The 25,657-nt window shown below is 64.4% G+C and carries 21 protein-coding genes; 12 read left to right on the forward strand and 9 right to left on the reverse strand.

Features of this window, described 5'->3' with window-relative positions; all coding sequences use genetic code 11:
- Positions 1-103 precede the first annotated feature (103 nt).
- Positions 104-574 (forward strand): CopD family protein, encoded by a 471-nt coding sequence (locus BLT66_RS23110; protein ID WP_092761656.1) that lies wholly within the window; start codon positions 104-106, stop codon positions 572-574.
- Positions 575-586: 12 nt separating this feature from the next.
- On the opposite strand, the gene BLT66_RS23115 is transcribed toward BLT66_RS23110, so the two are convergent.
- Complete coding sequence (locus BLT66_RS23115; protein ID WP_092761940.1) at positions 587-1,570, reverse strand: alpha/beta fold hydrolase; 984 nt, start codon at positions 1,568-1,570, stop codon at positions 587-589.
- Between the two features lie 243 nt (positions 1,571-1,813).
- On the opposite strand from BLT66_RS23115, the gene BLT66_RS23120 reads away from it, so the two are divergent.
- Positions 1,814-4,240: a sensor domain-containing protein gene (locus BLT66_RS23120; protein ID WP_092761659.1), complete on the forward strand. Its 2,427-nt coding sequence runs from the start codon at positions 1,814-1,816 to the stop codon at positions 4,238-4,240.
- Between the two features lie 158 nt (positions 4,241-4,398).
- Complete coding sequence (locus BLT66_RS23125; RefSeq protein WP_092761661.1) at positions 4,399-5,448, forward strand: NAD(P)-dependent alcohol dehydrogenase; 1,050 nt, start codon at positions 4,399-4,401, stop codon at positions 5,446-5,448.
- 85 nt (positions 5,449-5,533) lie between these two features.
- On the opposite strand, the gene BLT66_RS23130 is transcribed toward BLT66_RS23125, so the two are convergent.
- Positions 5,534-5,800, reverse strand: coding sequence for a cupin domain-containing protein (locus BLT66_RS23130; RefSeq protein ID WP_092761663.1), 267 nt, complete (start codon positions 5,798-5,800; stop codon positions 5,534-5,536).
- A gap of 57 nt (positions 5,801-5,857) precedes the next feature.
- On the opposite strand from BLT66_RS23130, the gene BLT66_RS23135 reads away from it, so the two are divergent.
- Positions 5,858-6,451 (forward strand): flavin reductase family protein, encoded by a 594-nt coding sequence (locus tag BLT66_RS23135; RefSeq protein WP_092761666.1) that lies wholly within the window; start codon positions 5,858-5,860, stop codon positions 6,449-6,451.
- Here the strand turns inward: BLT66_RS23135 and BLT66_RS23140 are convergent, their stop codons facing one another.
- Entirely contained in the window at positions 6,452-7,360 is a 909-nt protein-coding gene (locus BLT66_RS23140) for a LysR family transcriptional regulator (protein WP_092761668.1), read from the reverse strand. It abuts the gene before it with no gap.
- Positions 7,361-7,452: 92 nt separating this feature from the next.
- Here BLT66_RS23140 and BLT66_RS23145 point away from each other — a divergent pair, with 92 nt between their 5' ends.
- Entirely contained in the window at positions 7,453-8,463 is a 1,011-nt protein-coding gene (locus BLT66_RS23145) for a zinc-binding alcohol dehydrogenase family protein (RefSeq protein ID WP_092761670.1), read from the forward strand.
- Between the two features lie 43 nt (positions 8,464-8,506).
- On the opposite strand, the gene BLT66_RS23150 is transcribed toward BLT66_RS23145, so the two are convergent.
- Positions 8,507-9,022 carry a hypothetical protein gene (locus tag BLT66_RS23150; protein ID WP_092761942.1) on the reverse strand — a complete coding sequence of 172 codons (516 nt, stop codon included), beginning with the start codon at positions 9,020-9,022 and terminating at the stop codon, positions 8,507-8,509.
- Positions 9,023-9,207: 185 nt separating this feature from the next.
- The gene (locus BLT66_RS23155) at positions 9,208-10,461 is read right to left on the reverse strand and encodes a putative Na+/H+ antiporter (RefSeq protein ID WP_092761672.1); all 1,254 of its coding nucleotides are present in this window, start codon (positions 10,459-10,461) and stop codon (positions 9,208-9,210) included.
- Positions 10,462-10,659: 198 nt separating this feature from the next.
- On the opposite strand from BLT66_RS23155, the gene BLT66_RS23160 reads away from it, so the two are divergent.
- From BLT66_RS23160 to BLT66_RS23180, 5 genes are all read left to right on the forward strand, one after another.
- Entirely contained in the window at positions 10,660-11,832 is a 1,173-nt protein-coding gene (locus BLT66_RS23160; protein ID WP_369821630.1) for an acyltransferase family protein, read from the forward strand.
- Between the two features lie 189 nt (positions 11,833-12,021).
- A complete protein-coding gene (locus BLT66_RS23165) occupies positions 12,022-13,989 on the forward strand; it encodes a secretin N-terminal domain-containing protein (RefSeq protein WP_092761678.1) in 1,968 nt (655 codons plus the stop codon).
- 139 nt (positions 13,990-14,128) lie between these two features.
- Positions 14,129-14,419: a 2TM domain-containing protein gene (locus BLT66_RS23170; protein ID WP_092761680.1), complete on the forward strand. Its 291-nt coding sequence runs from the start codon at positions 14,129-14,131 to the stop codon at positions 14,417-14,419.
- Positions 14,420-14,424: 5 nt separating this feature from the next.
- Positions 14,425-15,441: a sensor histidine kinase gene (locus BLT66_RS23175; RefSeq protein ID WP_092761682.1), complete on the forward strand. Its 1,017-nt coding sequence runs from the start codon at positions 14,425-14,427 to the stop codon at positions 15,439-15,441.
- A gap of 4 nt (positions 15,442-15,445) precedes the next feature.
- Positions 15,446-16,237, forward strand: a complete 792-nt coding sequence (locus tag BLT66_RS23180) for a LytR/AlgR family response regulator transcription factor (protein WP_092761684.1) — start codon at positions 15,446-15,448, stop codon at positions 16,235-16,237.
- Here BLT66_RS23180 and BLT66_RS23185 read toward each other — a convergent pair.
- The 4 genes from BLT66_RS23185 to BLT66_RS23200 form a co-directional block, all read right to left on the reverse strand.
- Positions 16,224-19,862, reverse strand: a complete 3,639-nt coding sequence (locus BLT66_RS23185) for an EAL domain-containing protein (protein ID WP_092761686.1) — start codon at positions 19,860-19,862, stop codon at positions 16,224-16,226. The genes BLT66_RS23180 and BLT66_RS23185 overlap by 14 nt on opposite strands.
- A 16-nt stretch (positions 19,863-19,878) precedes the next feature.
- Positions 19,879-20,277, reverse strand: coding sequence for a response regulator (locus BLT66_RS23190; protein ID WP_092761688.1), 399 nt, complete (start codon positions 20,275-20,277; stop codon positions 19,879-19,881).
- A gap of 3 nt (positions 20,278-20,280) precedes the next feature.
- Positions 20,281-22,125 (reverse strand): PAS domain S-box protein, encoded by a 1,845-nt coding sequence (locus BLT66_RS23195; protein WP_092761690.1) that lies wholly within the window; start codon positions 22,123-22,125, stop codon positions 20,281-20,283.
- 353 nt (positions 22,126-22,478) lie between these two features.
- The gene (locus BLT66_RS23200; RefSeq protein WP_092761692.1) at positions 22,479-23,069 is read right to left on the reverse strand and encodes a cupin domain-containing protein; all 591 of its coding nucleotides are present in this window, start codon (positions 23,067-23,069) and stop codon (positions 22,479-22,481) included.
- Positions 23,070-23,138: 69 nt separating this feature from the next.
- Here BLT66_RS23200 and BLT66_RS23205 point away from each other — a divergent pair, with 69 nt between their 5' ends.
- Positions 23,139-24,821 carry a flavin monoamine oxidase family protein gene (locus tag BLT66_RS23205; protein WP_092761944.1) on the forward strand — a complete coding sequence of 561 codons (1,683 nt, stop codon included), beginning with the start codon at positions 23,139-23,141 and terminating at the stop codon, positions 24,819-24,821.
- A complete protein-coding gene (locus tag BLT66_RS23210) occupies positions 24,818-25,615 on the forward strand; it encodes a carbon-nitrogen hydrolase family protein (protein ID WP_218922650.1) in 798 nt (265 codons plus the stop codon). Before BLT66_RS23205 ends, BLT66_RS23210 begins: the two co-directional genes overlap by 4 nt.
- The last annotated feature ends 42 nt before the right edge of the window (positions 25,616-25,657 follow it).

The following is a 25,657-nucleotide window of genomic DNA, read 5'->3' on the forward strand; positions in this document are numbered from 1 at the left end:
GCCTGTAGGATTTAGGCCCAAACCGGCTCCCGCGCAGCTACCATCGGCGCAACCAGCTATAAAACCAGTAGCAAACCACACCCCTACCCTGGAACACCCGCTTATGTACGACCTTGCCAAACTGCTCCATCTGGTGTCCGCCATCGTCTGGATGGGCGGCATGACCTTCATGCTGTTCGCGCTGCGGCCCGCGGCCCTGGCGCTGCTGGAGCCACAGCCCCGCGCGCGGCTGATGGGCGCGGTGTGGCAGCGCTTCTTCCGGCTGGTGCTGGTGGCGGTGGTGGTTCTGTTCGCCACCGGCAGCCACCTGTACACCACGGCGTTCAAAGCCGCCAAGGCCGCCACCGGCGCGGGCAGCGTGCCGCTGGGCTGGAACCTGATGCTGGGCCTGGGGCTGGTGATGATGCTGGCCTTTGGCCACATCTACTTTGCAGGCTTCGCCAAGTTCCGGCGCGCGGTGGCCGCCGCCGAATGGCCGCAAGCCGCCCAGGCCGCAGGCCAGATCCACAAGCTGGTGGTGCTGAACTTCGTGCTCGGCTGGCTGGCCATCGCCTCAGTGCGGCTGGTGCACTGAGGCGCCAAGCCATCAGGTCGCTTGCAGGAAAGCCAGCAGGTCGGCGTTGAGCCGGTCCTTGCTGGTGGCGGGCAAGGCATGGGAGCCGTCTTTGTAGACCTCCAGCCGGGCGTTCTTCAGCAGCTTCATGGCGGCCATGGCCGAGGCGCCGATAGGCACGATCTGATCGTCGCCGCCGTGGACCACCAGGGTGGGGATGGTCATCTTCTTCAGGTCTTCCGTGAAGTCGGTTTCCGAGAACTGCTTGATGCACTCGTAGGCGCCGCGCAGGCCGGTCTGCATGCCGATCATCACAAAGGTATCGCGCAGGCCTTGCGAGTCCTTGGCACCCGGGCGGTTGAAGCCGAAGAAAGGCGTGGTGAAGTCCCGGAAGAACTGCGCGCGGTCGGCCTGCACGCCGGCGCGGATGCCGTCGAACACGCTCAGTGGCAGGCCGCCGGGGTTGGCCGGGGTCTGCAGCATCAGCGGCGTGACCGCACCGACCAGCACCGCCTTGGCGACCCGGGCCGTGCCATGCCGGCCGATATAGCGGGCGACCTCGCCGCCGCCGGTGGAGTGGCCCACGAAGGTGGCGCCCTTGAGGTTCAGCGCATTCACCAGCTCGGCCAGGTCGTCGGCATAGGTGTCCATGGTGTTGCCGTCCCAGGGCTGGCTGGAGCGGCCATGGCCACGCCGGTCATGGGCGATCACGCGGTAGCCCCGGTTGGCCAGGAACAACATCTGGTCTTCCCAGGCATCCGCGCTCAGCGGCCAGCCGTGGCTGAACACCACGGCCGGGCCGCTGCCCCGGTCCTTGTAGTACAGCTGTGTGCCGTCCTTGGTGGTGAACATATTGCTGCGCAGAAAGCCGGACGCGCCTGCATGCACCTTGGACGGTACCGCTTGGCCCGCGGCTCGGGCGCTGACCGCCCCTGCGCTGGCCACCGCTGCGGCACTGCCGATGAGCAGCGTGCGACGCGAGGAAGAGGCTGCGGAATGTGCGTTGACTGAGGACATGGAATGGTCTTTCAAGAACAGGGTTGGGGGCAAAAACATGGATGCACAAAATCAAAATCTCGCAATTTAATTTGGCACAATTGAATTTTACACAATTTAATTAAACCCCGTGCTGCCGCGTGCCGACATCAGGGCATTCCATGGCAACGCACGGGCTGCAGAACCCCCACAAGCCCGCAGTCAGCATCTATCATGGCCACACCCGGTTACACATCCCACGCCACACTCCCCCGCCGCTGATACATGCCCGACCACACTCCCGCCGACTGTGATCTCCCCAGCCTGCAACGCTGGCTGCAGCACCTGCCCGTACCGGTGCGCGTCAAAGACGGCCAAGGCCGTTGCCTGTTCAGCAACCAGGCGTTCGAGGCATTGTTCGGCAGCGCCGGGCCGGACAGCCTGGCCCACGACGCCCAGGTATTTGCCCACGGCCACAGCATGGAAACCGAGACCACGCTGTGGAGCACCCAGCACGGCGGGCCGCGCCAGGTGCACAACCTGAAGACCCCGCTGTACGACGCCGCCGGCCAACCGCAATTCCTGCTCGAGGTGCTGCAGGACACCACCGAGCGCAAGCAGGAACAGGCGGACTTGCAGGCCAACGACCAGCGCTTCCGCGACCTGGTGGACTTCACCGACGGGATCGTCTGGGAGGCCGATGCCACCACCTTCAACAACAGCTTCATCAGCAAGAGCGCCGAGCGCCTGCTCGGCTACCCGCTGGCCGACTGGCTGACGCCGGACTTCTGGGCCAACCACATCTACCCCGAAGACCGCACGCAGGCCATGCAGTATTCGACCGACTGCATTGCCCGCGGCGAAGACCACGAGTTCGAATACCGCTTCGTCACCCAGGACGGCCGGGTGATCTGGATCCACGACAGCACAAAGATCGTCATGCAGGACGGCAAGCCCAAATGGCTGCGCGGCCTGATGGTGGACATCACCGCGCGCCACCAGGAGCAACAGCTGCTGCGCGTCAGCCACCAGTCGCTGAAGGCAATCTCGCAAGGCGTGGTGATCGCCGACCCGCAGCAGCGCATCGTGTCGGTCAACGACGCCTTCACCACCATCACCGGCTACCAGCCGGACGAGGCGCTGGGCCAGACCTGGAACCTGCTGCAAGGCCCGGATACGTCGCTGCAGGCGGTCGACGCCATGCGCATGAACATGGCCTACGGCTCGCACTACTACGGCGACATCCTGCACTACCGCAAGGACGGCAGCAGCTTCTGGAACGAACTCACGGTGTCGCCGGTGCGCGATGCGCAGGGTGCGCTGACGCACTTCATCGGCGTGATCCGCGACAACACCAAGCGCCACCAGAACGAAGAAGAAATCCGCCGCCTGGCTTTCTTCGACGCCCTCACCGGCCTGCCGAACCGGCGCCTGCTGCTGGACCGGCTGCGCCATGCCCAGCTCAACACCACCCGCACGCGGCAGCATGCGGCCGTGCTGTTCCTGGACCTGGACAACTTCAAACAGCTCAACGACACCCTGGGCCACGATGTGGGCGACGAGCTGCTGCAGCAGGTGGCGCTGCGGCTCACCTCCTGCGTGCGCGAAGGCGACAGCGTGGCCCGACTCGGGGGCGATGAATTCGTGCTGCTGCTGGAAGCCCTGAGCCCGCACAGCCTGGAGGCTGCGGCCCAGGCCGAGATGGTGGCCAGCAAAATCCTGCAGACCCTGGGCCAACCCTACACCCTGGGTACGCACAGCCACCACAGCACGCCCAGCATCGGCATCGTGGTGTTCGTCAAAGAGCTGGAATCCATCGACGAACTGCTCAAGAAAGCCGACATCGCCATGTACCAGGCCAAGGCCGCGGGCCGCAACGTGGCGCGCTTCTACGAGCCCGCCATGCAGGCCGCCGCCGCCGCCCATGTGCAGCTGGAAAAAGACCTGCGCCTGGCCCTGGCCCGCGGCGAGTTCGTGCTGCACTACCAGATCCAGGTGGAAACCAATCTGCGCGGCGATGTGCGCACCATCGGCACCGAAGCCCTGGTGCGCTGGCAGCACCCGACGCGCGGCCTGGTGCCGCCGGCCGCCTTCATCCCCGCGGCCGAAGAATCCGGCCTGATCCTGCCGCTGGGCCAGTGGGTACTGGAAACCGCCTGCATCCAGCTGGTGGCCTGGGCCCGCAACCCGGAGACCGCGCACTGGATCGTGGCCGTCAACGTCAGCGCCGCGCAGTTCTCCAAGGCCAACTTTGCCTCCACCGTGCGCACCGCGCTGGACAGCACCGGCGCCAACCCCTCGCTGCTGAAGCTGGAGCTCACCGAGAGCATGTTGATGCACGACGTGGAGGAAGTCATCGCCAAGATGAACGAGATCAAGGCCTATGGCGTACGGCTGGCGCTGGACGACTTTGGCACCGGCTACTCCTCGCTCAGCTACCTCAAGCGCCTGCCGCTAAGCCAGCTGAAGATCGACAAGTCCTTTGTGCGCGACCTGCTGACCGATACTAGCGACGCCATCATCGCCCGAACCATCGTCGCCCTGGGCCACAGCCTGGGGCTGCGGGTGGTGGCCGAGGGGGTGGAGAACATCGGCCAGCACGACTTCCTGGCCGACATCGGCTGCGATGCCTACCAGGGCTACTACTTCGGTCGGCCCGTGCCCGCCAGCCAGCTGGCGGTGCAGCTCGACAGCCTGCCCAGCCCCTTGTAGATTTACAAGAAATACGGCTCTGGCGCTGATTTAACCAGCGCCAGCAGCTATGCATTCCATAGCATGCAGTACCCACAGCCAGGGGCATGCACACGGGCCATACGCCAGACCGCAAAAAGGCCTAACATCCGCGCTTTGCCACCCGCACGGAGACACCCATGACCCAAGCCCAAGGCTACGCCGCCACCTCCCCCAGCAGCCCGCTGGCACCGTTCAGCTTTGAGCGGCGCGCGCCGAATCCACAGGACGTGGCGCTTGACGTGCTGTACTGCGGCGTCTGCCATTCCGACCTGCACACCGCCCGCAACGAGTGGAAGAACACCGTCTACCCCTCCGTGCCCGGCCACGAGATCGTCGGCCGCGTGACGGCAGTGGGCGATCTGGTCAGCAAGTTCAAGGTCGGCGACGTGGTCGGCGTGGGCTGCATGGTCGACAGCTGCCAGCACTGCAGTGCCTGCGCCGAAGACCTGGAGCAGTACTGCGAAAACATCTTCACCGGCACCTACAACGGCCCCGAGCAAGGCACGGGCGCCAACACCTACGGCGGTTACTCCAGCCACATGGTGGTGCGCGAATCCTTTGTACTGAAGATCACCCACAGCGACGCCGACCTGGCGGCCGTGGCACCGCTGCTGTGCGCGGGCATCACCACCTATTCGCCGCTGCGCCAGTGGAAGGTTGGCCCCGGCCAGAAGGTCGGCATCGTCGGCCTGGGCGGGCTCGGCCACATGGGCGTGAAGATCGCCGCCGCCATGGGCGCGCATGTGGTGCTGTTCACCACCTCCGAGAGCAAGCGCGCCGACGCGCTGCGTCTGGGCGCCAAGGAAGTGGTGGTGTCCAAGAACGACGCCGAGATGGCGGCCCACACCAATAGCTTCGACTTCATCCTGAACACCGTGGCCGCGGCGCACAACCTGGATGCGTTCCTGGCGCTGCTGAAGCGCGATGGCACCATGACCCTGGTAGGCGCGCCCGACAGCCCGCACCCGTCGCCCAATGTGTTCGGCCTGATCATGAAGCGCCGCCGCCTGGCCGGCTCGCTGATCGGCGGCATCAAGGAAACCCAGGAGATGCTGGACTTCTGCGCCCAGCACGGCATCGTCTCGGACATCGAATCCATCCGCATGGACCAGATCGAAACTGCCTACAGCCGCATGCTGAAGAGCGACGTGAAATACCGCTTCGTGGTGGACATGGCGACGCTCTGAATTCGAGCGCTGGCTTGCTATTTATTCAATAGCTGCCTGCGCTGATTCAATAAGTGCTAGCGGCCTGAAAGGCTTGCAATCAGGCCTACTTGCGTCCAACCAGATATTCGACGCCCTGCGGGCCGTACTGTTCGGCGTGCGGCACCTGGGCCCGCAGATGGAATACCTGGCCGGCTTCGTACAGGTTCTCCACCCCGTCGACGGTGATGCTGAGTTCACCGCTCAACACCAGGGCCTTGGCCTCGAACGCGTGGGTATGGGTGCCCATGTGGCCGTTGGGCTCGCGGGTGATGGTCAGCGGCGGCTGGAATCCTTCTTGGGCCAGGGTCACGGCAAAGTCTTCAGGTTGCATGGCAGCTCCTTGCACAGCGGCAGATAGTGGGAATTGTGGGCGCGGTACAGTCAAGCAATGAGCTTGCCAACCTATTCCCCTGCCGTTCGTACCTCCGTTCCACTCGACAAAGCCTACCGCCTGCTGAACCACGGCCCGGTGGTGCTGGTGTCGTCCGCCCACCAGGGCCGCTCCAATGTGATGGCCGCCGCCTGGTCGATGGCGCTGGACTTTGCGCCGCCCAAGATCAGTGTGGTCATCGACAAAGCCACGCTGACCCGGCAGCTAGTCGAGGCCAGCGGCGTGTTCGCGCTGAACATCCCCTGCCAGGCCATGGCCGCGCAAACCCTGGCCGTGGGCACCGACAGCGCGCTCAGCATGCCCGACAAACTGGCGCAGCACGGCATCAGCACCTTCGCCGCCCAGAAGATCGAGGCACCGCTGGTGCAGGGCTGCGTGGCCTGGCTGGAATGCCGACTCATCCCCGAGCCGCACAACCAGACGACCTACGACCTGTTCATCGCCGAAGTGGTGGCCGCCTGGGCCGACCCGCGGGTGTTCAGCGATGGCCGCTGGCACTTCGACGCCGCACCCGACGATTTGCGCACCCTGCACTATGTGGCGGGCGGCCAGTTCTATGCGACCGGGGCCTCGGTGCTGGTGCAGAAGTAGTTAGGCCGGCGCCAGCAGCGCCTGGAACTTGCGCGCCAGAAACTCCACCAGCGCCCTCACCCGCTGCGGCACAAAGCGCCCGCTGGGCAGCAGCGCGTGCAGCGGGTAGGGCTCGGTATCCCAGCCCGGCAGCAGACGCAGCAGGCTGCCGTTGGCCAACTCCTGGCGCACGTCCAGCTCCGACTTGAGCACGATGCCCACACCAGCGACCGCCCACTCGCGCGCCAGCGAGGCGTCGTCCACCCCGCGATCGCCCTTGACCCGCACTTCCGTCCACTGGCCGTGCTGGGCAAAGCGCCAGAGCCGGTGCTGGCGGCCAGCGCGGTCGAAGATGATGCAGTTGTGCTGCAGCAAATCCTGCGGCGTAACCGGTGTGCCGCAGCGTGCCAGGTAGGCGGGTGCGGCGCACAACACCGGCCGGGTCTGAGCTAGCGGGCGGGCGATCAGGCGGGAATCGGCCAGCGTGCCGTAGCGCAGCGCCACATCGACCTCATCGCGCGTCACGTCCAGCGGCCGGTCGCCCACCGACAGCGCCAGCTGCAGCCCGGGATGGGCGGCCAGGAATTCGCTGAACCAGGGCAGCAAGGTGTTACGCGCCAGGTCGGACGGCGCAGCGACCCGCAGCGTGCCGATCAACGCGCCGTGGTCGGCGGCCACCATGGACTCTCCCTCGGCCAGCAGCTCGAACGCGCGGTTCGCGTAGTCCAGCAGGATCTGGCCCTGGGTGGTCAGCCGCATGGCCCGGGTTGAACGTTCAAACAGACGCGAACCGAGCTGGGTTTCCAGCCGCTTCAAGGTAGCGCTGGCCGCAGCCGGGGTCATGCCCAGCGCCCGCGCCGCAGCCGTCAAAGTGCCGCCGCGGGCGGTGTGGATCAATACCTGCAGGTCTGCGACATTTTCAATTTTCATTTGAAACTGATTGTGGTTTAAGCCATCTTATCAATTCAACTTTGGCGTTCTACAGTAGCCCTCCATTAGCCCCCTCTTCTCAAGGAACCCGTATGAAAGCCATTGGATACCACCAGAATCTGCCGATCGACCACCCTGAAGCGCTGCTAGATCTGGAACTGCCGGCCCCCGTGCCCGGTGAGCGCGACCTGCTGGTGCGGGTCAGCGCGGTGTCGGTCAACCCGGTGGACACCAAGATCCGCAAGGGCACGGCGCCGGCCGCCGGCCAGGCCAAGGTGGTGGGTTGGGATGCGGTCGGCACGGTGGAGGCCATCGGCAGCGGCGTCAGCCTGTTCCGGCCGGGCGACCGGGTCTATTACGCGGGCTCGATCGCCCGGCCGGGCGCCAACAGCGAGCTGCATGCGGTGGACGAACGCATCGTGGCGCAGGCACCCCGCAGTCTGGGCGACGAACAGGCCGCAGCCCTGCCGCTGACCAGCATCACCGCCTATGAACTGCTGTTTGACCGGCTGGGCGTGCCTCAGGGCGGCGGCGCCGGGCAGACGCTGCTGGTGGTCGGGGGCGCCGGCGGCGTGGGTTCTATCCTGGTCCAGCTGGCGCGCCAGCTAACCCAGCTGAAGGTGATTGCCACCGCTTCTCGCCCCGAAACCCGGCAGTGGTGCCTGGACCTCGGCGCGCATGCCGTGATTGACCATTCCAAGCCGCTGGCCACCGAGTTGATCGCCGGCGGCCATGGCACGGTAGACCTGGTGGCCTGCCTGACCCAGACCGCACAACACTACGCGCAGATCATCGACAGCCTGAAGCCGCAAGGCCGGCTCGGCGTGATCGACGATATGCAGGGGCTGGACGTAATGCAGCTCAAGTCGAAATCGATTTCGCTGCACTGGGAGCTGATGTTCACCCGCTCGCTGTACGAGACGCCCGATATGGGCGAGCAAGGCAGGCTGCTGGCAGAGGTGGCCGCGCTGGTCGATGCGGGCCGCATCCGCTCTACCGCCAACACCAGCTTCGGCCGCATCAACGCGGCAAATCTGCGCCAGGCGCATGCGCTGGTCGAAAGCGGCAAGGCGCAGGGCAAGGTGGTGCTGGCCGGCTTCTGAGCCGGTTCAGCAGCAGGCCGGGCCGGGGCCGGCCTTCAGAAGATCAGTCTTCGAACTTGCGGTTGCCGTGGCCACGGCCTTTACCATGGTCATCGCGGCCATGGTCGTCATTGCGCATATCGTTGCGGCCGTGCTTGTCGTGTTTATCGTACTTGTCACGACCGCGGTGGTCGTCGTGCCGGCCATCCCACCAGCGGTTCTGCTCGTTGACCTGTACAAAATAGACCGGGCGGCCGCAGGCGTTGTAGTGCTTGCAATGCTTGCCCCAGTTCTTGGAATGGCCGGGCGGCACGTACAGGTACAGCGGCGGGCCTTGCACCACCTGGCGCTGGATGATCACCGGCTGGGCGTACAGCACCGGCGGTGGCGGCTGCGATCCAAAGTTGATTTGTCCGTAGACCCCCGGTGCGATCGCGCCGCCCACGGTGGCGTTGATGTACAGGTCTTGGGCCTGGGCCGCGCCAGCACTGAGGCCAGCGGCCAAGGCCAGCAACGCGGCCGCCTTACGGACACGGGCGCCCTGGAAGACGCGAGAAAACAAAGCCAGAGAAGTGGTCATGCGGGTGTACTCGTTGGTATCAATGAAAGCCAGCTTACAACGCCTGGGCAGTGCCATGCGCCGACACGGGTTTCAAATGGGTAAAAATTTGCTACAGAATCAGTAGCTTCTCACGCATACTCTATATGCGTGAGCTGCCAATTTGATGCCATATTTTAAATCGACACGTTTGGCACCCCACCGGACTAGACCAGGAACATCACCGCGGCCACCACGGTAGGCGCGGCCGCACCGGCCAGCAGGCCCAGTGCACTGATCGACTCGTCGTTGAAACCGCGCCGTAGCAAGGCCACACCGGCCGGGTTGGGCGCATTGGCAATCACCGTCAGGCCGCCACCGGCTACCGCGCCGGCCACTAGCATGTACTGCGACTGGGGCGAAATGCCCTGGATCAGCGAACCCAGGTAGGTCAAAGCCGCGTTGTCGGTAATCGCCGTTAGCCCCAGCGCGCCGAAGAACAGCGCGGTCGGCGCCAGGCTGGAGACGATGGGCTGCAGCCACCACTGCTGCATACCGCCCAGCACCACCAGTCCGGCCAGGAAGAAGCCGACCAGCAGGCCCTCCTTGAGGATCAGCGGATTCTGGAAGCGCTCATAGGCTTGGGTGTAGCCGATGAAGAACAGGAACAGGCCGATGAACACCACAGGGTGGTGGGCGAACACCACCACCGCGGCCAGAAAGCCCAGGTGGATCAGGCTGACCACCAGCGGCACGGCATGGGCCGGGCGGCGGCTGGGCGCCTGCGCCGCCAACAAATGCTTGCGCAGGCAGAACACCATCACCGTGGCATTCACCAGCACCGCCACCGCGGCGCGCCAACCGAAGGTAGAGGCCATGAAGCTGCTGTCCCACTGCCAGGCCGCGGCCACCATTAGCACCGGCGGCGCCGCATACGAGGTCAGCGTGCCTCCTATCGACACGTTGACGAACAGCACGCCCAGCGCCGCGTACTTCAGCCATTCGGGCGGGCCCTGGCGGAACACCAGCGGCGCCAGGATCAGCGCCGCCAGCGTCATGGCCGCGGGCTCGGTGATCAGCGAACCCAGCAGCGGCACCAGCGCCAGACCAAGCCAGGTCAGCACCAGTGGCGTGGGCAAAGGCAGCGCACGGGCGATGGCCGACAACAGGCCCTGCACCAGCTCCAGTACCGGGCGCGACGCGGCCACCACCATCACCACAAAGACGAACAGCGGCTCGGTGTAATGCCGCGACTCCGCGTAGTCCAGCGCTTCCTTGCCACTGCCCAGCAGCGCCATCGCCACCACCAGCACAAACGCCCAAAGGCCGAACACCACCTCTACCTCGCCCAGGATGTGGAACAGCCCCGCATGCCGCGGATGGCGGTGGGCCAGGGTTTCAAACCACTTGGCGGCGAAAGTATGGATAAGCGCCAGCGCAAACAGGATGGCAGCAGTGGTTTGGATGGCGGTGGCTTGCATGGGTAGACAGGTGGAGGTTTGGCGCAAGGATACGGGACGCGGGCCGGGCGGCCGAGCGCATCGCTCAATCTGATGAAGTCTGCGGGCTAGCCCTATTTTCTCTTCCGTTACAGCGCGTTACCATGCCGCACCAAAAGTGCGCCCTGTACACAAGTACATTGAGCCGCCAAAAAATAATGAGGCAACAGGGTACTTCCCTTGAAAAGATCAAGAACGCTGGACATCTGCCGTGGGCTGCTGTTTGCCATGATGGCCAACACCCATGCGCTTTCCCTCGCGGGCGTTCCGCATACGCACTGGTTATTTGCAGACTACTGGCTACCGAACGGATGGGCAACAGCTGCTTTCGTCGTGCTGTCCGGCTACGGCATTGGCTGGATTTTCTCCATCGCACACGACGAGCCCGAACGCAGCCGCTTGCTGCGCCGCCGCAGCGCCATCGTCTTAGCGGTGATGTTCGTATCCAACGCTTTTTTTGCCGCCGTCAAATCGATGTTGCTAGGCCACGGCGATCAAACATTGACGGGCCAGTGGTGGCTGGGATTTTTAACCTTGGACACCGAGTGGACCATCTCGGGCGTGCTGCTGCCCACCGCGCTGGTGCTGCTGTGCGGCTCCACGGTGATTCGATGGGTCACAGATGCGCCATGGCAAACGCTGCTGGCAATCGTGCTGGGTCATCTCGCAGCCTCGATGTTTGCGGAACAGCTTGCAGTTTCAGACTTTGCGCATAGCTGGCCGGTGAGGTTCTTCTTGCTGGAGGGCTTTGGCGGCTACCCGGTGCTGCCGTTCATGGCCAACGGCTTCATGGGTATCTGGCTGGGCGTGCAGCGCCACCGTGACAAAAACCTCTGGCTCAACATGGTGCTCGCACTCATGGGCTTGCAGCTAGCCGCCTACTTGTCGACCTTGGAGCCACATGGCCCGGCATGGTCTCTTTTTCGAGCGAATGTAGGCGCGGTTGGCAAGTTTGCATGGGTGTTTTTTTGCGCTAGCCTTCTATCGCGCCTGCCATTGACCCCGCTGACGCTGCCGGTGGCATTGATTGGCAAATATGCGCTTGCTTCTTTTATGCTGCACCGCGTGGTGATGCAAGCACTGAGCTTGGGAATCAACGATCTGGGTTTTGTCCAGCTGCCGATTGAACTGCACTTTGCCACTTTGTGGTTGGGCACCTTGGTCGCGACCTGGGTAGCCTGCATCTTCTGGCAGCGTCGGAAGTTGCCCATGCTGCCCAAGTTGCACAGGGAACAGCTGTTCCCGCGCGACGACTACCGCACCCGCCAAGCATCGCTGCAAGATCTACAGCCCTTTGCGCCCCCAAAAATGCATTGCATTGCGCGGTTCCGCCGGTTCATGGCACTACGCTAGCCCAGCCCGACTGAGGGCGCTGCAAAAAACAGCAGCCATTTCTTCGTAAAGCTATACACAAGCCACACATTGCCGCGACACAGGCTGCGCAGAATGCAGCAGCCTACCGCCCTGCAAGGCTCGGACTGCGCCCATCCTCCCCGCTCCGACCGACGCCCTGAGCGGCCTCTCTGCTCCAGACTCATCTAGATGAAATTTCTCCCCAGCTTCCACCATTTTTGGGTTCTTACGATGCTGTGCAGCCTGGGCATCCAGACCCCGGCCTCGGCCGCCGGCAAACCACTATCCAACACCGTCACCCTGAACTTCGCCAATGCCGACATTGAAGGCGTTGCGCGCACCTTGAGCGTGATCACGCGGCGCAACATCGTGGTGGACGCGCGGGTCAAAGGGACGCTGTCGCTGAGCACAGAAAACCCCGTCACGCCGGCGCAGGCCTGGGAGCAGTTTCTGGCCGCCCTGCGCCTGCAGGGCTACACCGTGGTGGAAGCGGGTGGCCTGTACAAGATCCTTCCCGAGGCCGATGGCAAACTGCAGTCCGCTTCGGTGCAGGTGGATACGGGCAGGCTGCGCGGCGAGCAGATCGTGACCGAGATCTTCCGGCTCAGCCATGAAAACGCCAACAATCTGGTCCCCATCCTGCGACCGCTGATCAGCCCGAACAATGTGCTCAACGTCAACACCGGCAACAACTCGCTGGTGATTACCGACTACGCCAACAACCTGGGCCGCTTGCGCACCATCATTGCCGCGCTGGACACACCCAGCGCCACCGACGTGGAAGTCATGCCTTTGCAATATGCCATCGCGGCCGATATGGCGGTGACGGTCCAGCGCCTGGCCGAAACGGCCAACGCTACAGCGAGTCCAGCCGCCGGCACGGCTGCAGCTACGCCCGCCAGCACGGGCGGATCGGCAGCCAGCGCCACCGGCGCCTCTATCGTGGCCGACACCCAGAGCAACAGCCTGCTGGTGCGGGCGCCCAACACCGTGCAGTTGGCCTTCATCCGTTCGCTGGTGGCGCGGCTCGACCACCCGCGCAAGAACGCCAACGTCCACGTGGTCTACCTGAAGAACACCGATGCCACCCGCCTGGCCCAGGTGCTGCGGGCTGCGTTCCCCACCGAGACCGCCAGCAGCAGCCCCGCCAGCGCATCGGCGGGTGCTGTGGCGTCCAGGACCACCGCCAGTAGTTCTACCAGCAGTACCGATAGCAGCACCAGCACATCGCAGGCCACGGCCGCGGTATCTGCCACCGCGCAGCCATCCACCGGTGGCGGCATCCAGGCCGACCCGGCCAGCAACGCACTGATCATCAACGCGCCCGAGCCCAAGTTCCAGGAGATGCGCCAGATCATCGAACAGCTGGATTCACGCCGCGCCCAGCTGTATGTGGAGTCGCTGGTGGTCGAGGTGGACGCCAGCAAGAGCGTGGACCTGGGCGTGCAGTGGACCAAGATATTCGACATCAGCAGCAGCACCTCGCTGACCCTGGGCACGGTGGCCACGGCGCTGGAGGCGATGTCGGGCACCAATATCCTGTCCACAGCCAATCTGGTGACGCTGGACAACGAAGAGGCGAAGATCGTGGTCGGGCAGAACGTGCCCTTCATCACCGGCTCGTACACCAGCACCAGCAGTAGCAGCCCGTTCCAGACGGTGGAGCGCAAAGACGTGGGCATCACGCTGCGCATCAAGCCGCAGATCGGCCAGAACGGCAATATCCGCATGACCATCTACCAGGAGTCGTCGTCGGTGGCGTCCACCAGCAGCACCCTCGGGCCGACCACCAACAAGCGGTCGATCGAATCCAACGTGATGGTCAACAACGGCAAGATCATCGTGCTGGGCGGGCTGATCGAAGACAGCTACACCGACAGTGCCGCCCAGGTGCCGGCGGTGGCCGATATCCCGGTGCTCGGCGCCCTGTTCCGCAGCATCAGCCGCTCGCGCAAGAAGACCAATCTGATCGTCTTTCTGCGGCCGCTGGTAATGGCCGACGAGAACGCCAGCAGCGCACTGTCGCTGGACCGCTACGACTACATGCGCGCCCAGCAGCAAGCGCTGCCGGCCGACATCCACAACTTACCCAAGGACGCCAGCCCGCCGCTGCTGCCGCGCAACCCCAGCTTTCAGAATCAGGTGCTGCTGCCATAACAGTCGGGCCGGCATTTCGCGCGCAGTACCGGCGTTTCACGCTCGTGCAGCTGCAGCCCGTCGCACAGCGCTGGCGCCAGGGGTAATGGGCCGTCACAGTACGGACCCACAGCATGCAAAATCAACCCTGGAGCACCCCATGACACCCGAACTGAACCATGACGCAATCGACCGCCTGGCCCGCCACCGTGCAGGCCGCAAGATGGGCTGGTACATCCACGCCCTGGTGTTCGTGCTGGTCAACTCCGGGCTGGCGCTGTTGTCGCTGGCCAATGGCCGGTATTGGGTACTCAGCTCGGCCCTGGGCTGGGGTCTGGGGCTGCTGGTGCACGGCGTGATCGTGTTTGCCGTGCCACCCGGCAGCGGCTGGCGCGAACGCCTGGTGCAGCAGGAGCGCGAGCGCCTGCTCAAGGAACGGGCTATCCGCTAGCACGCATGGCGGCTCCGGCACTGCACAAATTTCTGGCCCACCTGCTGCCGGTAGCGGCTTTGAACACGCTGGTGGCCCTGGGCATTACGCTCAACGGCAGCTACAGCCTGGGCAGCAACCTGGTGTTCTCGCACTGCATAGGCCTGGCCATCTGGGCGCTGGTGCAGCTCGGCTGCTACGCCTGGGTGCAGGACCTGGAGCGGCAATGGCAGCGCCTGTTGCTGCTGGTGCCGCTGGCCGTGCTGCTCGGCTACGCGGGTGGCACGCTGCTGGCCAGCCTGCTGCTAGGCCTGCCATCGGCCGGCGTGTGGGGCAATCTGCAGGTGAACCTGCGCTATCTGCTGCTCAGCCTGCTGGTGGGAGCCGGCTGCAGCTATTACTTCGTCAGCCAGCAGCTGCTGCAGCGGGCCAAGGAGCGCAGCGCGGCGCTGCAGCTGCATGCTGCCGAGTCCCGGCTCAAGCTGCTGCAGACCCAGCTGGCGCCGCACATGCTGTTCAACACCCTGGCCAATCTGCAGGCGCTGATCGCCACCGACCCGGCCCGCGCCAGCCAGATGCTGGACCACCTGATCGCCTACCTGCGCGCCACCCTGGGCGCCTCGCGCAACACCGAGCACAGCCTGCGCGCCGAGTTCACTCGGCTGCACGACTACCTGGCGCTGATGGCCGTACGCATGGGCCCGCGCCTGCAGTACACGCTGGACCTGCCCGCCGAGCTGGCGGAGCACATGGTGCCGACTCTGCTGCTACAGCCGCTGGTGGAAAACAGCGTGCAGCATGGCCTGGAGCCCCAAGTCGCCGGCGGCCAGATCAGCGTGCAGGCCCGCCGCAGCGGCGGCATGCTGGTGTTGGCGGTGACCGACACCGGCGTCGGCCTGAGCGCCAACGCAGACATGGGCAAAGGCTTCGGCCTGGCCCAGGTGCGCGAGCGCCTGGCTACCGCCTATGGCGACCTGGGTACTATTGAATTAATAGCGCCTCCCGCAGGCGGTAGCTGCGCCAGCATCACATTTCCCTTATAAAACCATGCACCCAACCGCCCTGATCGCCGAAGACGAACCGCTGCTGGCCCAGGCGCTACAGGCGGCGTTGGCCCAGGCCTGGCCGGAGCTGCAGATCGTGGCCAGCGTTGGCGATGGCGCATCGGCGGTGGCACAGGCCCTGCGGCTGCAGCCGGATGTGCTGTTCTTCGACATCCGCATGCCCGGCCTGGACGGACTGGAGGCCGCAGCCGCACTGGCCGAGCAATGGCCCGACACAAAGCGCTTCCCGGCCCTGGTGTTTGTGACGGCCTACGACCAGTACGCGGTGCAGGCCTTCGAGGCACAGGCGGTGGACTATCTGCTCAAGCCGGTGCAAGCCGCGCGTTTGCAGAAAACAGTGGCCAAACTGCAGCTGGCACAGAGCAGCCGGGCGCAAGACGCTACACATTTGGAAGCAACCCTGGGCCAACTACGCGCCCTGCTGGCCGGCACAGCACCTACACCAGCCGCACCGCTGCACACCATCCAGGCCAGCCTGGGCAGCAGCATCCGCATGGTGCCTATCGACGAGGTGCTGTACTTTGAGGCCGCCGACAAATACCTGCGGGTGCTCACGGCAGGGCATGAATACGTCATCCGCACACCGCTCAAAGAGCTGTTACCCCAGTTGGATGCGCAGAGCTTCTGGCAGATCCACCGTGGCACGGTGGTACGGACCCAAGCGATTGCCAGCGTGCTGCGCGACGCTGCCGGCAAGCTGCATGTCACGCTGCACCAACGGCCCGAGAAGCTGGCCGTCAGCCGGCTTTACGCCCACCAGTTCAAGGCGATGTAGTCACCGCCGGTGCGCGCAGAAACTTCTGCTCAAACACCTCGGCAGGCACCGGTCGGCTGAACAGATAGCCCTGCATCTCGTTGCAGTTCAGCAGGCGCAGCAGGCGCGCCTGCTCCTCGGTTTCCACACCCTCGGCCACCACCTTGAGCTTGAACGCATGGGCCAGGTTGATGATGGTGCTGACCAGCGCCAGCCCTTGCGAGCCCGACACCATCTCGACCACAAACGCGCGGTCGATCTTCAGCGTGTCCACCGGCAGCCGCGACAAATGGGCCAGCGAGGAATAGCCGGTGCCGAAGTCGTCGATCGCCACCGTCACTCCCATGGCGCGAATTTCCAGCAGGCTGGCGCTGCTGCGCTGCACGTCCTCCATGATCAGGCTCTCGGTAACCTCCAGCTCCAGCCCCTGTGCAGCCTGCGGGTCGCTGCCGATGACCTGCGCAATCGCCCCAATAAAGTTGCGGTGCCGCAGCTGCAGCGGCGATACGTTGACGGCGATGCGCACAGGCTCCAGGCCCGCAGCACGCCAGCGCTGGTAGTCCTCTAACGCCTTGCGCAGCGCCCACAGGCCGACTTCGTAGATCAGGCCAGTCTCTTCCAGGATCGGAATGAACTGGCCGGGCGGCACCAAGCCGGTTTGCGGATCGTTCCAACGGATCAGGGCCTCGGCGCTGGTGATCTTGCCGGTGACCAGGTTCACCTTGGGCTGGTAGTGCAGCACGAATTGGTCCATATCCAGCGCGGTGCGCAAACGGCTTTCCAGGTCCAGCGCCGCTGCGACCCGGGTGTCCATTTCCGGCGCGTAGAACAGCATGTTCTCGGCCGAGCCCTTGGCCCGCTTCAGCGCGGCCTCGGCGTTGCGCAGCAGGGTCTCGGCATCTTCACCGTCCAGCGGGTAGAGCACCACGCCGATCTTGCCGGCAATGCGCAGGTCCGACCCCTGCAGCCGGAACGACTGGGCAAAGCAATCGCGCAGCAGCTGCTCCAGCTCCAGCGCCACCCGGCCCACATCGCGCGGCCCCTGCAGGATCACGCCAAAGCAGTTGACGCCGACCCGCGCCGCCGCATCCAGCCCGACGCCGCTGGACTGGATGCGCTTGGCCACCAGCTGCAGCAGCTCGTCGCCGGTGGCGCGGCCCAGGGTGTCGTTGATGACGCGAAAGCGCTCGATGTCGACCAGGGCCAGGGCCAGGCTGCTGCGGCCCCCTTCGTAACGCCGTACATGCTGGCCCACGTGCTCCAGGAACAGCGTGCGGTTCGGCAGGCCGGTGATCTCGTCGTAGTAGGCCAGGTAGTTGAGCTTCTCGGCCTTCTCCAGATGGTCGAGCGCAAAGCCGATGTCACCCGCCAGCTCGGTCAGCAGCTTCATTTCTTCGTCGTCGAAAAACCGGGCCTCGTTGGTGTACAGGGCCAGCAAGCCCACCACCCGGTCAGCCACCAACAAGGGCAGTACCGCAATCGAGCTGATGTCCGGGTCCATCAGAGACCGCAGCTGCGCTCCGCCGGTGAATTCCCGCATGTCGTTCAGTACGATCGTCTTTTTGCCGAGCACGGCACGCACGCACATGGCGTTCATCATCGGCGAGCCCTCGACCAGCGAGAAACGGTCTTTGATGAAGGCCAGAAACTCGGGCGTTGCGCCCGACGCGGCAATCGGCACGATCTGCATCGCGTTCCAGTCGGCCACCCCGATCCAGGCCGTGCGGAACTGGCCTTGTTCCACCGCAATCCGGCAGGCTTCCTGGAACAGCTCGGCGCGGTTGCTCACCCGCACGATCAGTGTGTTGATGCCGCTGAGCACCGCGTACACGCGGTTCAGCCGCTTGATGCGGGTTTCGGCTTCTTTCTGCACGGTGATGTCTTCGCCGATGCTGGCCGTACCGATCACCTCGCCCGACAAGGAACGCAGCAAAGTGTGGTTCCAGCGGATCAGCCGGCGACCGCTGTGGCGGGTGAGGATTTCGCTTTCGAAATGCTGGGCGCCTGGCTGGCTGGTCAGCATGGCCTTGAAGCGGGCCCGGCCGATCTCGGGCGGCGAGCCGATGAAACTGGCAAACCAGTCGCGGCCCAGCGCTTCCTCGCGAGCCCAGCCAGTAAGCCGCAGCAGGTAGTCGTTGCAGTAGGTCAAATGGCCGTTGCTGTCCAGCATCATCGAGACCATTTCCATATGGCCGAGCATGTCGCTGAAGCGCCGGTTGCTCTCGTGCAAAGCCTCCTCCGCCCGCCGCTGCTCGCTCACGTCCTGGATGGTGTGGAACCAGCGGCCACGCCCCTGATGGGCCGCCAGGTCGAACAAGGGCTCAACCACCTGCTGCACATGCAGCCAGACGCCATCGCTGCGCCGCAAACGGTAGGCCAGCTCGACCCGCACGCCTTTATCGCCAGCCTCCAGCGCGGTGCTGCGGAACACGGCGCGGTCTTCGGGATGGATCAATTGCATCCACTCGTGCAAGTTCTTGACCATATGGTCCGGGTCCACGCCAATCATCTGCGGCATGGTTTCGGGCCAACTCTCGAAGCCCCCGTCCGGCCCGCTGACCACGTGGGTCAGCTTGGCCAGCACCTGGGCCCGGTACAGCCCGGCCTCGCTGGCCCGCAGCTCCTCGGCCGCGCGCTGGCGCTCGGCTACCTCCACCTGCAGTTGCTCAGCGTGTTGGCGTACCTCGGCGTACAGGCTGCCGTTCTCGTAGATGCGGCCAACCTGGGCCGCCAGCACCGACATGATCTGCTCGTCCTCGTCGCTGAAGCCGTCAGCCCCGAGCTTGTCGACCAGGCAGATCCAGCCGTAGCCGTAGGACAAGGACATCACCGGCGCAACCAGGCAGGCATGCAGCGGCGGGTAATTGGCCGGCAAGCCCACTACGCCAGGGTTGCCGTTCTGCCCGCGTATGCGGCGCGACTGGCGCTCGGCCCGCACCTGCCCTACCAGGCCTGCATCGATCTGCGGGCGCTCCAATGACTCCATCAGCATCGTATCGATGCCGCTGGAGAACAGCAGCACATCGCCATTCAACTTGCCCTTGACGCACAGCACGGCGTACTTGGCGCCCATCAGCTCACGGGCGCCACGGCATACCTTGTGCAGCAACAGCTGCGGGTCGCGCTCAGAAGCCAGGTGCAGGTTCAGATCGGTCAACGCAGCCATGCGCTGGTTGGTGGCACGCAGTGCGTCCATTTTTTCCGACAGCTTGTCGGTCATCACGCGCAAATGCTCGCGGTCAAACTCTTCCAGGTTTGGCGCCGGCGAAGGCTGTGGCACGTGGGCCAGAGCCTGGTCGATGGCCTGCAGAATCGCCTCGGGCTCGCAGGGCTTGACCAGCACCCGCGACACGCCGCAGGTCTGGGCCAGGTTGCGCGCCTCGCGTTCGCGGTAATGCGCGCTGTAGAAGATCACCTCGGTGCTAGCGATTGCCGGGTCAGCGCGCAGCTGGCGCACAAACTCGTAGCCGTCCATGGTGGGCATCAGGATGTCGGAAATCACCAGGGCAGGATGCTCCTGCCGCACCAGGGTCAAGGCCTCTGCGCCATCGGCCGCCTCGAACGGTTGGTGCCCCCGGTGGCGGATCAGTGTGACCAGCAACTCGCGGTTGTCTGCCACATCGTCAACGACCAGTATTTTTGCCATAAACCGCGTGTGATCCTTATAGTGCCAGCTTGCGCGGAGCTCTGAGTTCGGCAGGCAAAAACGACTCCATGTCCGGGATGAAGGTCTCGGGGGTGATCGGCTTGGTGACATGGGCGTCAAAGCCGGCGGCCAACGCGGCCTCGCGGTCGCCAGCCATGGAAAACGCGGTGACCGCCAGCACCGGCACACGGTGCCAGTCGGGGCTGGCATGCAGGCGCCGCACCACTTCCTTGCCATTCAACACCGGCATCTGCAGGTCACACAGCACCAGGTCGGGCCGCTCCTGCAAGGCCATGTCGACGCCGGTGCGGCCGTCTTCCGCGCCCAACACGGTATAGCCGGCAGTCTGCAGCAAATACATGGCCAATTCGCGGCTGAAATAATCGTCTTCAATGATCAATATCCGGGCTGCCATGGCTTATGTCCCTGGTAGTTCAAGCGTAAAAATAGAACCGCGGCCGTATTCGGTAGTGAAGACGATACGCCCTCCCAAAGCGTCTGCCAATTTGCGGCTGAGGTGCAGCCCCAGCCCGGCGCCCTCCGACTTGCGCCGATTGGCGGCTTCCGCTCTGGAAAACGCCTCGAACAGGCGCGCCTGGTCTTCTTGGGCAATACCGGGTCCGGTGTCCTCGATGTGGATCAGCACTTGCGGATGGCCATTGATAGCGCGCTGTTGCAGCTGCAGGCGTACGCTGCCACGCTCGGTAAATTTGATGGCATTGCCCACCAGGTTGAGGATGATCTGGCTCAAGGCCCGGCGGTCGGTTTGCAGCATGGCCGCGTTATCGGTCAGATTGACGGTGAAATGAAGCCCCTTTTTCTCGGCCTCGGGCCGCATGGTGGCCGCGACTTCTTCCAGCACGCCATTGCAGTCCATGGGCTCCAGCTTCAGGTCCAGCTTGTTGGCGCCGACCTTGGCCAGGTCCAGCAAGTCATTGATCAGCGACAGCAGATGCCGGGCACTGGTCTGCACAATGCGCAGCTGTTTGTCCTGCTCGTCGTTCAAAGGGCCGGGCAGCTTCATGCGCAGGGTGCCGGTGAATCCGATGATGGAGTTCAGCGGGGTGCGCAGCTCGTGAGACATGCTGGCAAAAAACCGGTCCTTGACCAAGGCCGCGTTCTCCAGCTCCTGGTTTTTATCCCACAGGGCCTGCTCAAACTGCTTGCGCTCGGTCACGTCGCGGATCGCGCTGGACACAAACAGCCCCTCCTCAGTCTCCAGCGGGCTGAGGCTGATTTCCACCGGGAACTCCGAGCCGTCCTTGCGCCGGCCAAACAGATCCAGCCCCGCCCCCATGGAGCGCGCGCGCGGGCTCGAAAAGAACGCCCCCCGGTTACCCGGGTGTTTGCCACGAAAGCGCTCGGGCACCAGGATTTCAATCTTCTCGCCCAGCAGCTCCTCGCGGGTCCAGCCGAACAGCTGCACGGCCTGCGAATTCACCAGCACCATCACACCTTCGCGGTTCACGATCACCATCGCATCGGGCGCGGATTCGAGCAGGTCCCTGAACTTCTGGTCGGCCTTCTTGCGGGCGGATGTGTCGCGGATGGCGCTCATCACCATCGTGCCTTCTTCGGTGGTAATCGGGCTCAGGCTGATCTCTACCGGAAACTCCACGCCACCATTGCGCAGACCGTACAGATCCAGCCCTGCACCCATGGTGCGGGTACGTGGCTGTTCGAAATAGCCACCCCGGCGTGCCAGGTGGGCGGTGCGGAAGCGCGGGGGCAGCAGCACTTCAATCGGCTTGCCCAACAGCTCGGTGCGCAGGTAGCCGAACATCTTCTCCGCCTGCCCGTTCACCAGCACGATGCGCCCGGTCACGTTGACCATCACGATGGCATCCGGGGTGGACTCCAGCAAATCGCGGAAGCGGGCCTCGACCAATTTTGCATCGCGCAGCACCTTCAGGTGGGTCACATCCTTTTTGTTCGACAAAAAATAGGCCAGCTGGCCATCGGCGTCATAGACCGCCTTGGTCGATACGCTGACATGCACCAGTGTGCCGTCCTTGCGCCGGCGCACCGATTCACCCACCGACAGCCCGCCACGCAAGGCCTCGTTTTGCATGCGCCTGGCATCTTCCAGTTGGTCCGGGGGCACGATAAGTTGGAACAGGGACTGGCCCAGCACTTCGGCTTCGGTGTAGCCAAAAATCGATTCGGCTGCGGGGTTCCAGTGCAGCACCAGGCCGTCGGGCGCCATCGCCACCAAGGCATCAGGATTTTGGGCCCACAGGACTTCAGAGGAAGCGACCATCATGCGGCGCTCCCGCCTCGTGCAACGCCGGGCTGCGGCGGCACACATGCATTTGCTGTTAGCACTGGCGCTGGGACCATCAACGATGCCTCCTGGTTGCGTGTCACGGGCTTGCCTTCAGCATGGTGGTAGACCCAGTCGCACCGGATTGAAACCACATGTAACACCATCGTACGGCAGCTTTCCAGCCCCTGCAGCGCAAAAGATCATCCAATTGAATGAAGATTCGTACGAAATTTGAAATGCCGCAACATCCACCACCCCGACAATCCAGCCCCCACGCCCCAAAAATACAAGCTATTTAGGGCTTTAGCGCATATCTAATCAGCGCTACCAGCTACCATCTTGATAGCAAACTACAGATAGGGTGGCGTGCAGGCCGAAACGATCTCGGCAGGCTCGCTGCCGGTGTTGCGAAAGCGGTGCGGCAGGCTGCTGTCGAACAGATAGGCGTCGCCCGCCTTCAGCACCCGCACCTGCTCCCCCACGGTCAGCTCGATCTCGCCAGACAGCACGATGCCGCCCTCGTGCGAAGCGTGCTCCAGCATGTCCACACCGGTATCGGCACCCGGCGCGTAACGCTCTTGCAGGATCTGCAGGTTGTGCGCGCGCGCATTGCCGACCTGGCGCAGCGTCAAGGTGCGGTCGCCGCTGGCGCCGGGCGCATGCTGGGTCAGGCGCGATGTCAGATCCACCAGGTCGGCCGGGCTGTGGAACACGCTGTCGGCCGGCGTCTGGTCGGGCTCAAAGAATTCGGCCATGGTCAGCGGAATGCCGTTCAGTATCTTGCGCAGCGAGGCCACCGAGGGGCTGCTTTTGTTCTGCTCGATGGTGGATATCTGGCTGGACGGCACGCCGGCACGCTCGGCCAGCTGGCGCTGCGACCAGCCCGCCAGGCTGCGCACTTGCCGCAAGCGGCTTCCCACATCAAACTGGGCATCTGCCATAAATATTTCTCCGCAATGCTCAATATTATGAGCAAAATATACGCTTATACCGATCACTTGAGCATTGCCATGCCACTAGACCACACCACCGCCCCGTCCGACAAGCCGCCTGTCACCATCTTTGGCCCAGATTTTCCCTTTCCTTTCGACGACTGGATCCGCCATCCCGCCGGCCTGGGCAGCCTGCCCGCCCAGCACCTGGGTGCCGAAGTGGCCATCGTCGGCGCCGGCATGGCCGGCATGGTGGCCGCCTACGAGCTGATGAAGCTGGGCCTGAAGCCCGTGATCTACGAAGCCTCCAAGATGGGCGGCCGCCTGCGCTCGCAGCCCTTCGAGGGCGGCCAGGGCGTGATCGCCGAGCTGGGCGGTATGCGCTTCCCGGTGTCCAGCACCGCGTTCTACCACTATGTAGACCAGCTGGGGCTGGAGTCGCAGCCCTTCCCGAATCCCCTGACCCCGGCCTCGGGCAGCACCGTGGTCGACCTCGAAGGCCAGACCTACTACGCCGAAAAGCTGGCCGACCTGCCGCCCATGTTCAAGGAAGTGGCCGACGCCTGGGCCCGCGCGCTGGAAGACGGCGCGCAGTTCTCCGCCGTGCAGGACGCCATCCGCAACCGCGACGTGCCCGCGCTCAAGGCGCTGTGGAACAAACTGGTGCCGCTGTGGGACGACCGCACTTTCTATGATTTTGTGGCCACCTCCAAGGCCTTCGCCGGCCTGTCGTTCCAACACCGCGAGGTGTTCGGCCAGGTGGGCTTTGGCACCGGCGGCTGGGATTCGGACTTCCCGAATTCCATGCTGGAAATCCTGCGCGTGGTGATGACCAACTGCGACGACGAGCAGCGCCTCATCAAGGGCGGCGTCGACCAGGTACCGCTGGGGCTGTGGCAGCACGCACCGGACAAGATGGCGCATTGGCCCGCCGGCACCAGCCTGGCCAGCCTGCATGGCGGCGCCCCGCGTGCCGGCGTCGCCGCCATCCACCGCCAAACCGACGGCAATCTGGCCGTGACCGACCGCTGGGGCGACACCCGTAGCTATGCCGCCGTGCTGACCACCTGCCAGAGCTGGCTGCTGACCACCCAGATCGCCTGCGAGGAATCGCTGTTCTCGCACAAGATGTGGATGGCGCTGGACCGCACGCGCTATATGCAGTCCAGCAAAACCTTCGTCATGGTGGACCGGCCGTTCTGGAAGGACAAAGACCCCGTCACTGGCCGCGACACGATGAGCATGACGCTGACAGATCGCCTGACGCGCGGCACTTATTTGTTCGACAACGGGCCGGACAAACCGGGCGTGATCTGCCTGTCCTACGCCTGGATGGGCGACGCGCTGAAGATGCTGCCCCAGCCGCCCGAAAAGCGCGTCAAACTGGCCCTGGATGCGCTGAAGAAGATCTACCCGAACGTCGACATCGCGAGCCACATCATCGGCGACCCGATCACCATCTCCTGGGAGGCCGACCCGCATTTCCTGGGCGCGTTCAAAGGCGCCCTGCCCGGCCACTACCGCTACAACCAGCGCATGTTCGCCCACTTCATGCAAGACGACATGCCCGCCGCCCAGCGCGGCATCTTCATCGCCGGCGACGATGTGTCGTGGACACCCGCCTGGGTGGAGGGCGCGGTGCAGACATCGCTGAACGCGGTATGGGGCATCCTGCACCACTTTGGCGGCCAGACCCATGCAGAGAACCCCGGCCCGGGTGATGTGTTCAAGGACATCGGCCCCATGGAGCTACCCGAATGACCGATCTGAAACTGGCGCTGCTGCAGTGCGCATCCCAGCCCGGCGACGTGCTGGGCAACCTGCAGCGCCTGGACCACGCCGCCGCCGATGCCGCCGCGGCCGGCGCCCACCTGCTGGTCACGCCCGAGATGTTCCTGACCGGCTACAACATCGGCGCCACCCAAGCCAGGGTGCTGGCCGAAGCGGCAGACGGCCCGCGCGCCCAGGCCGTTGCCGCCATCGCCCGCCAGCACCAGATCGCCATCGTCTTCGGCCACCCCGAACACGACGCCACCGGCCACATATTCAACACCGCCCAGTGCGTCGATGCCCAAGGCCACACGCTGGGCACCTACCGCAAGACCCATTTGTTTGGTGAGCTGGACCGCAGCATGTTCAGCCCCGGCGCGGGTGACGAGCCGCTGTTCGAACTCCAAGGCTGGCAGCTCGGCTTGCTGGTCTGTTATGACGTCGAATTCCCCGAAAACACCCGCCGCCTGGCCCTGCAAGGCACCGACCTGATCATCGTGCCCACCGCAAACATGGCCGACTTCGACTTCGTCGCCCAGCACCTGGTGCCGACGCGGGCCTACGAGAACCAGTTGTTTGTGGCCTATGCCAACTTCTGCGGCCGTGAGGGTGATCTGGCCTATGGCGGACTCAGCTGCGTGGCCTCGCCGGAAGGGGCTGGGCTGGTGCAAGCCGGGCGCGAGACCGAGCTGTTGCTGGCAGATGTAACGCGGGCCGGCTTGGCGGCTGGGCGGGCTTTGAATGGGCATTTGGCGCTGTGCCGGGCAAATGCAGATTTGCTATAAAGTAAATATCTGCTAGCGCAATAAAAATAAGCGCTAACGGCT

This window comes from Rhodoferax sp. OV413 (assembly GCF_900104385.1).
Taxonomy (GTDB): Bacteria; Pseudomonadota; Gammaproteobacteria; order Burkholderiales; family Burkholderiaceae_C; genus Rhodoferax_B.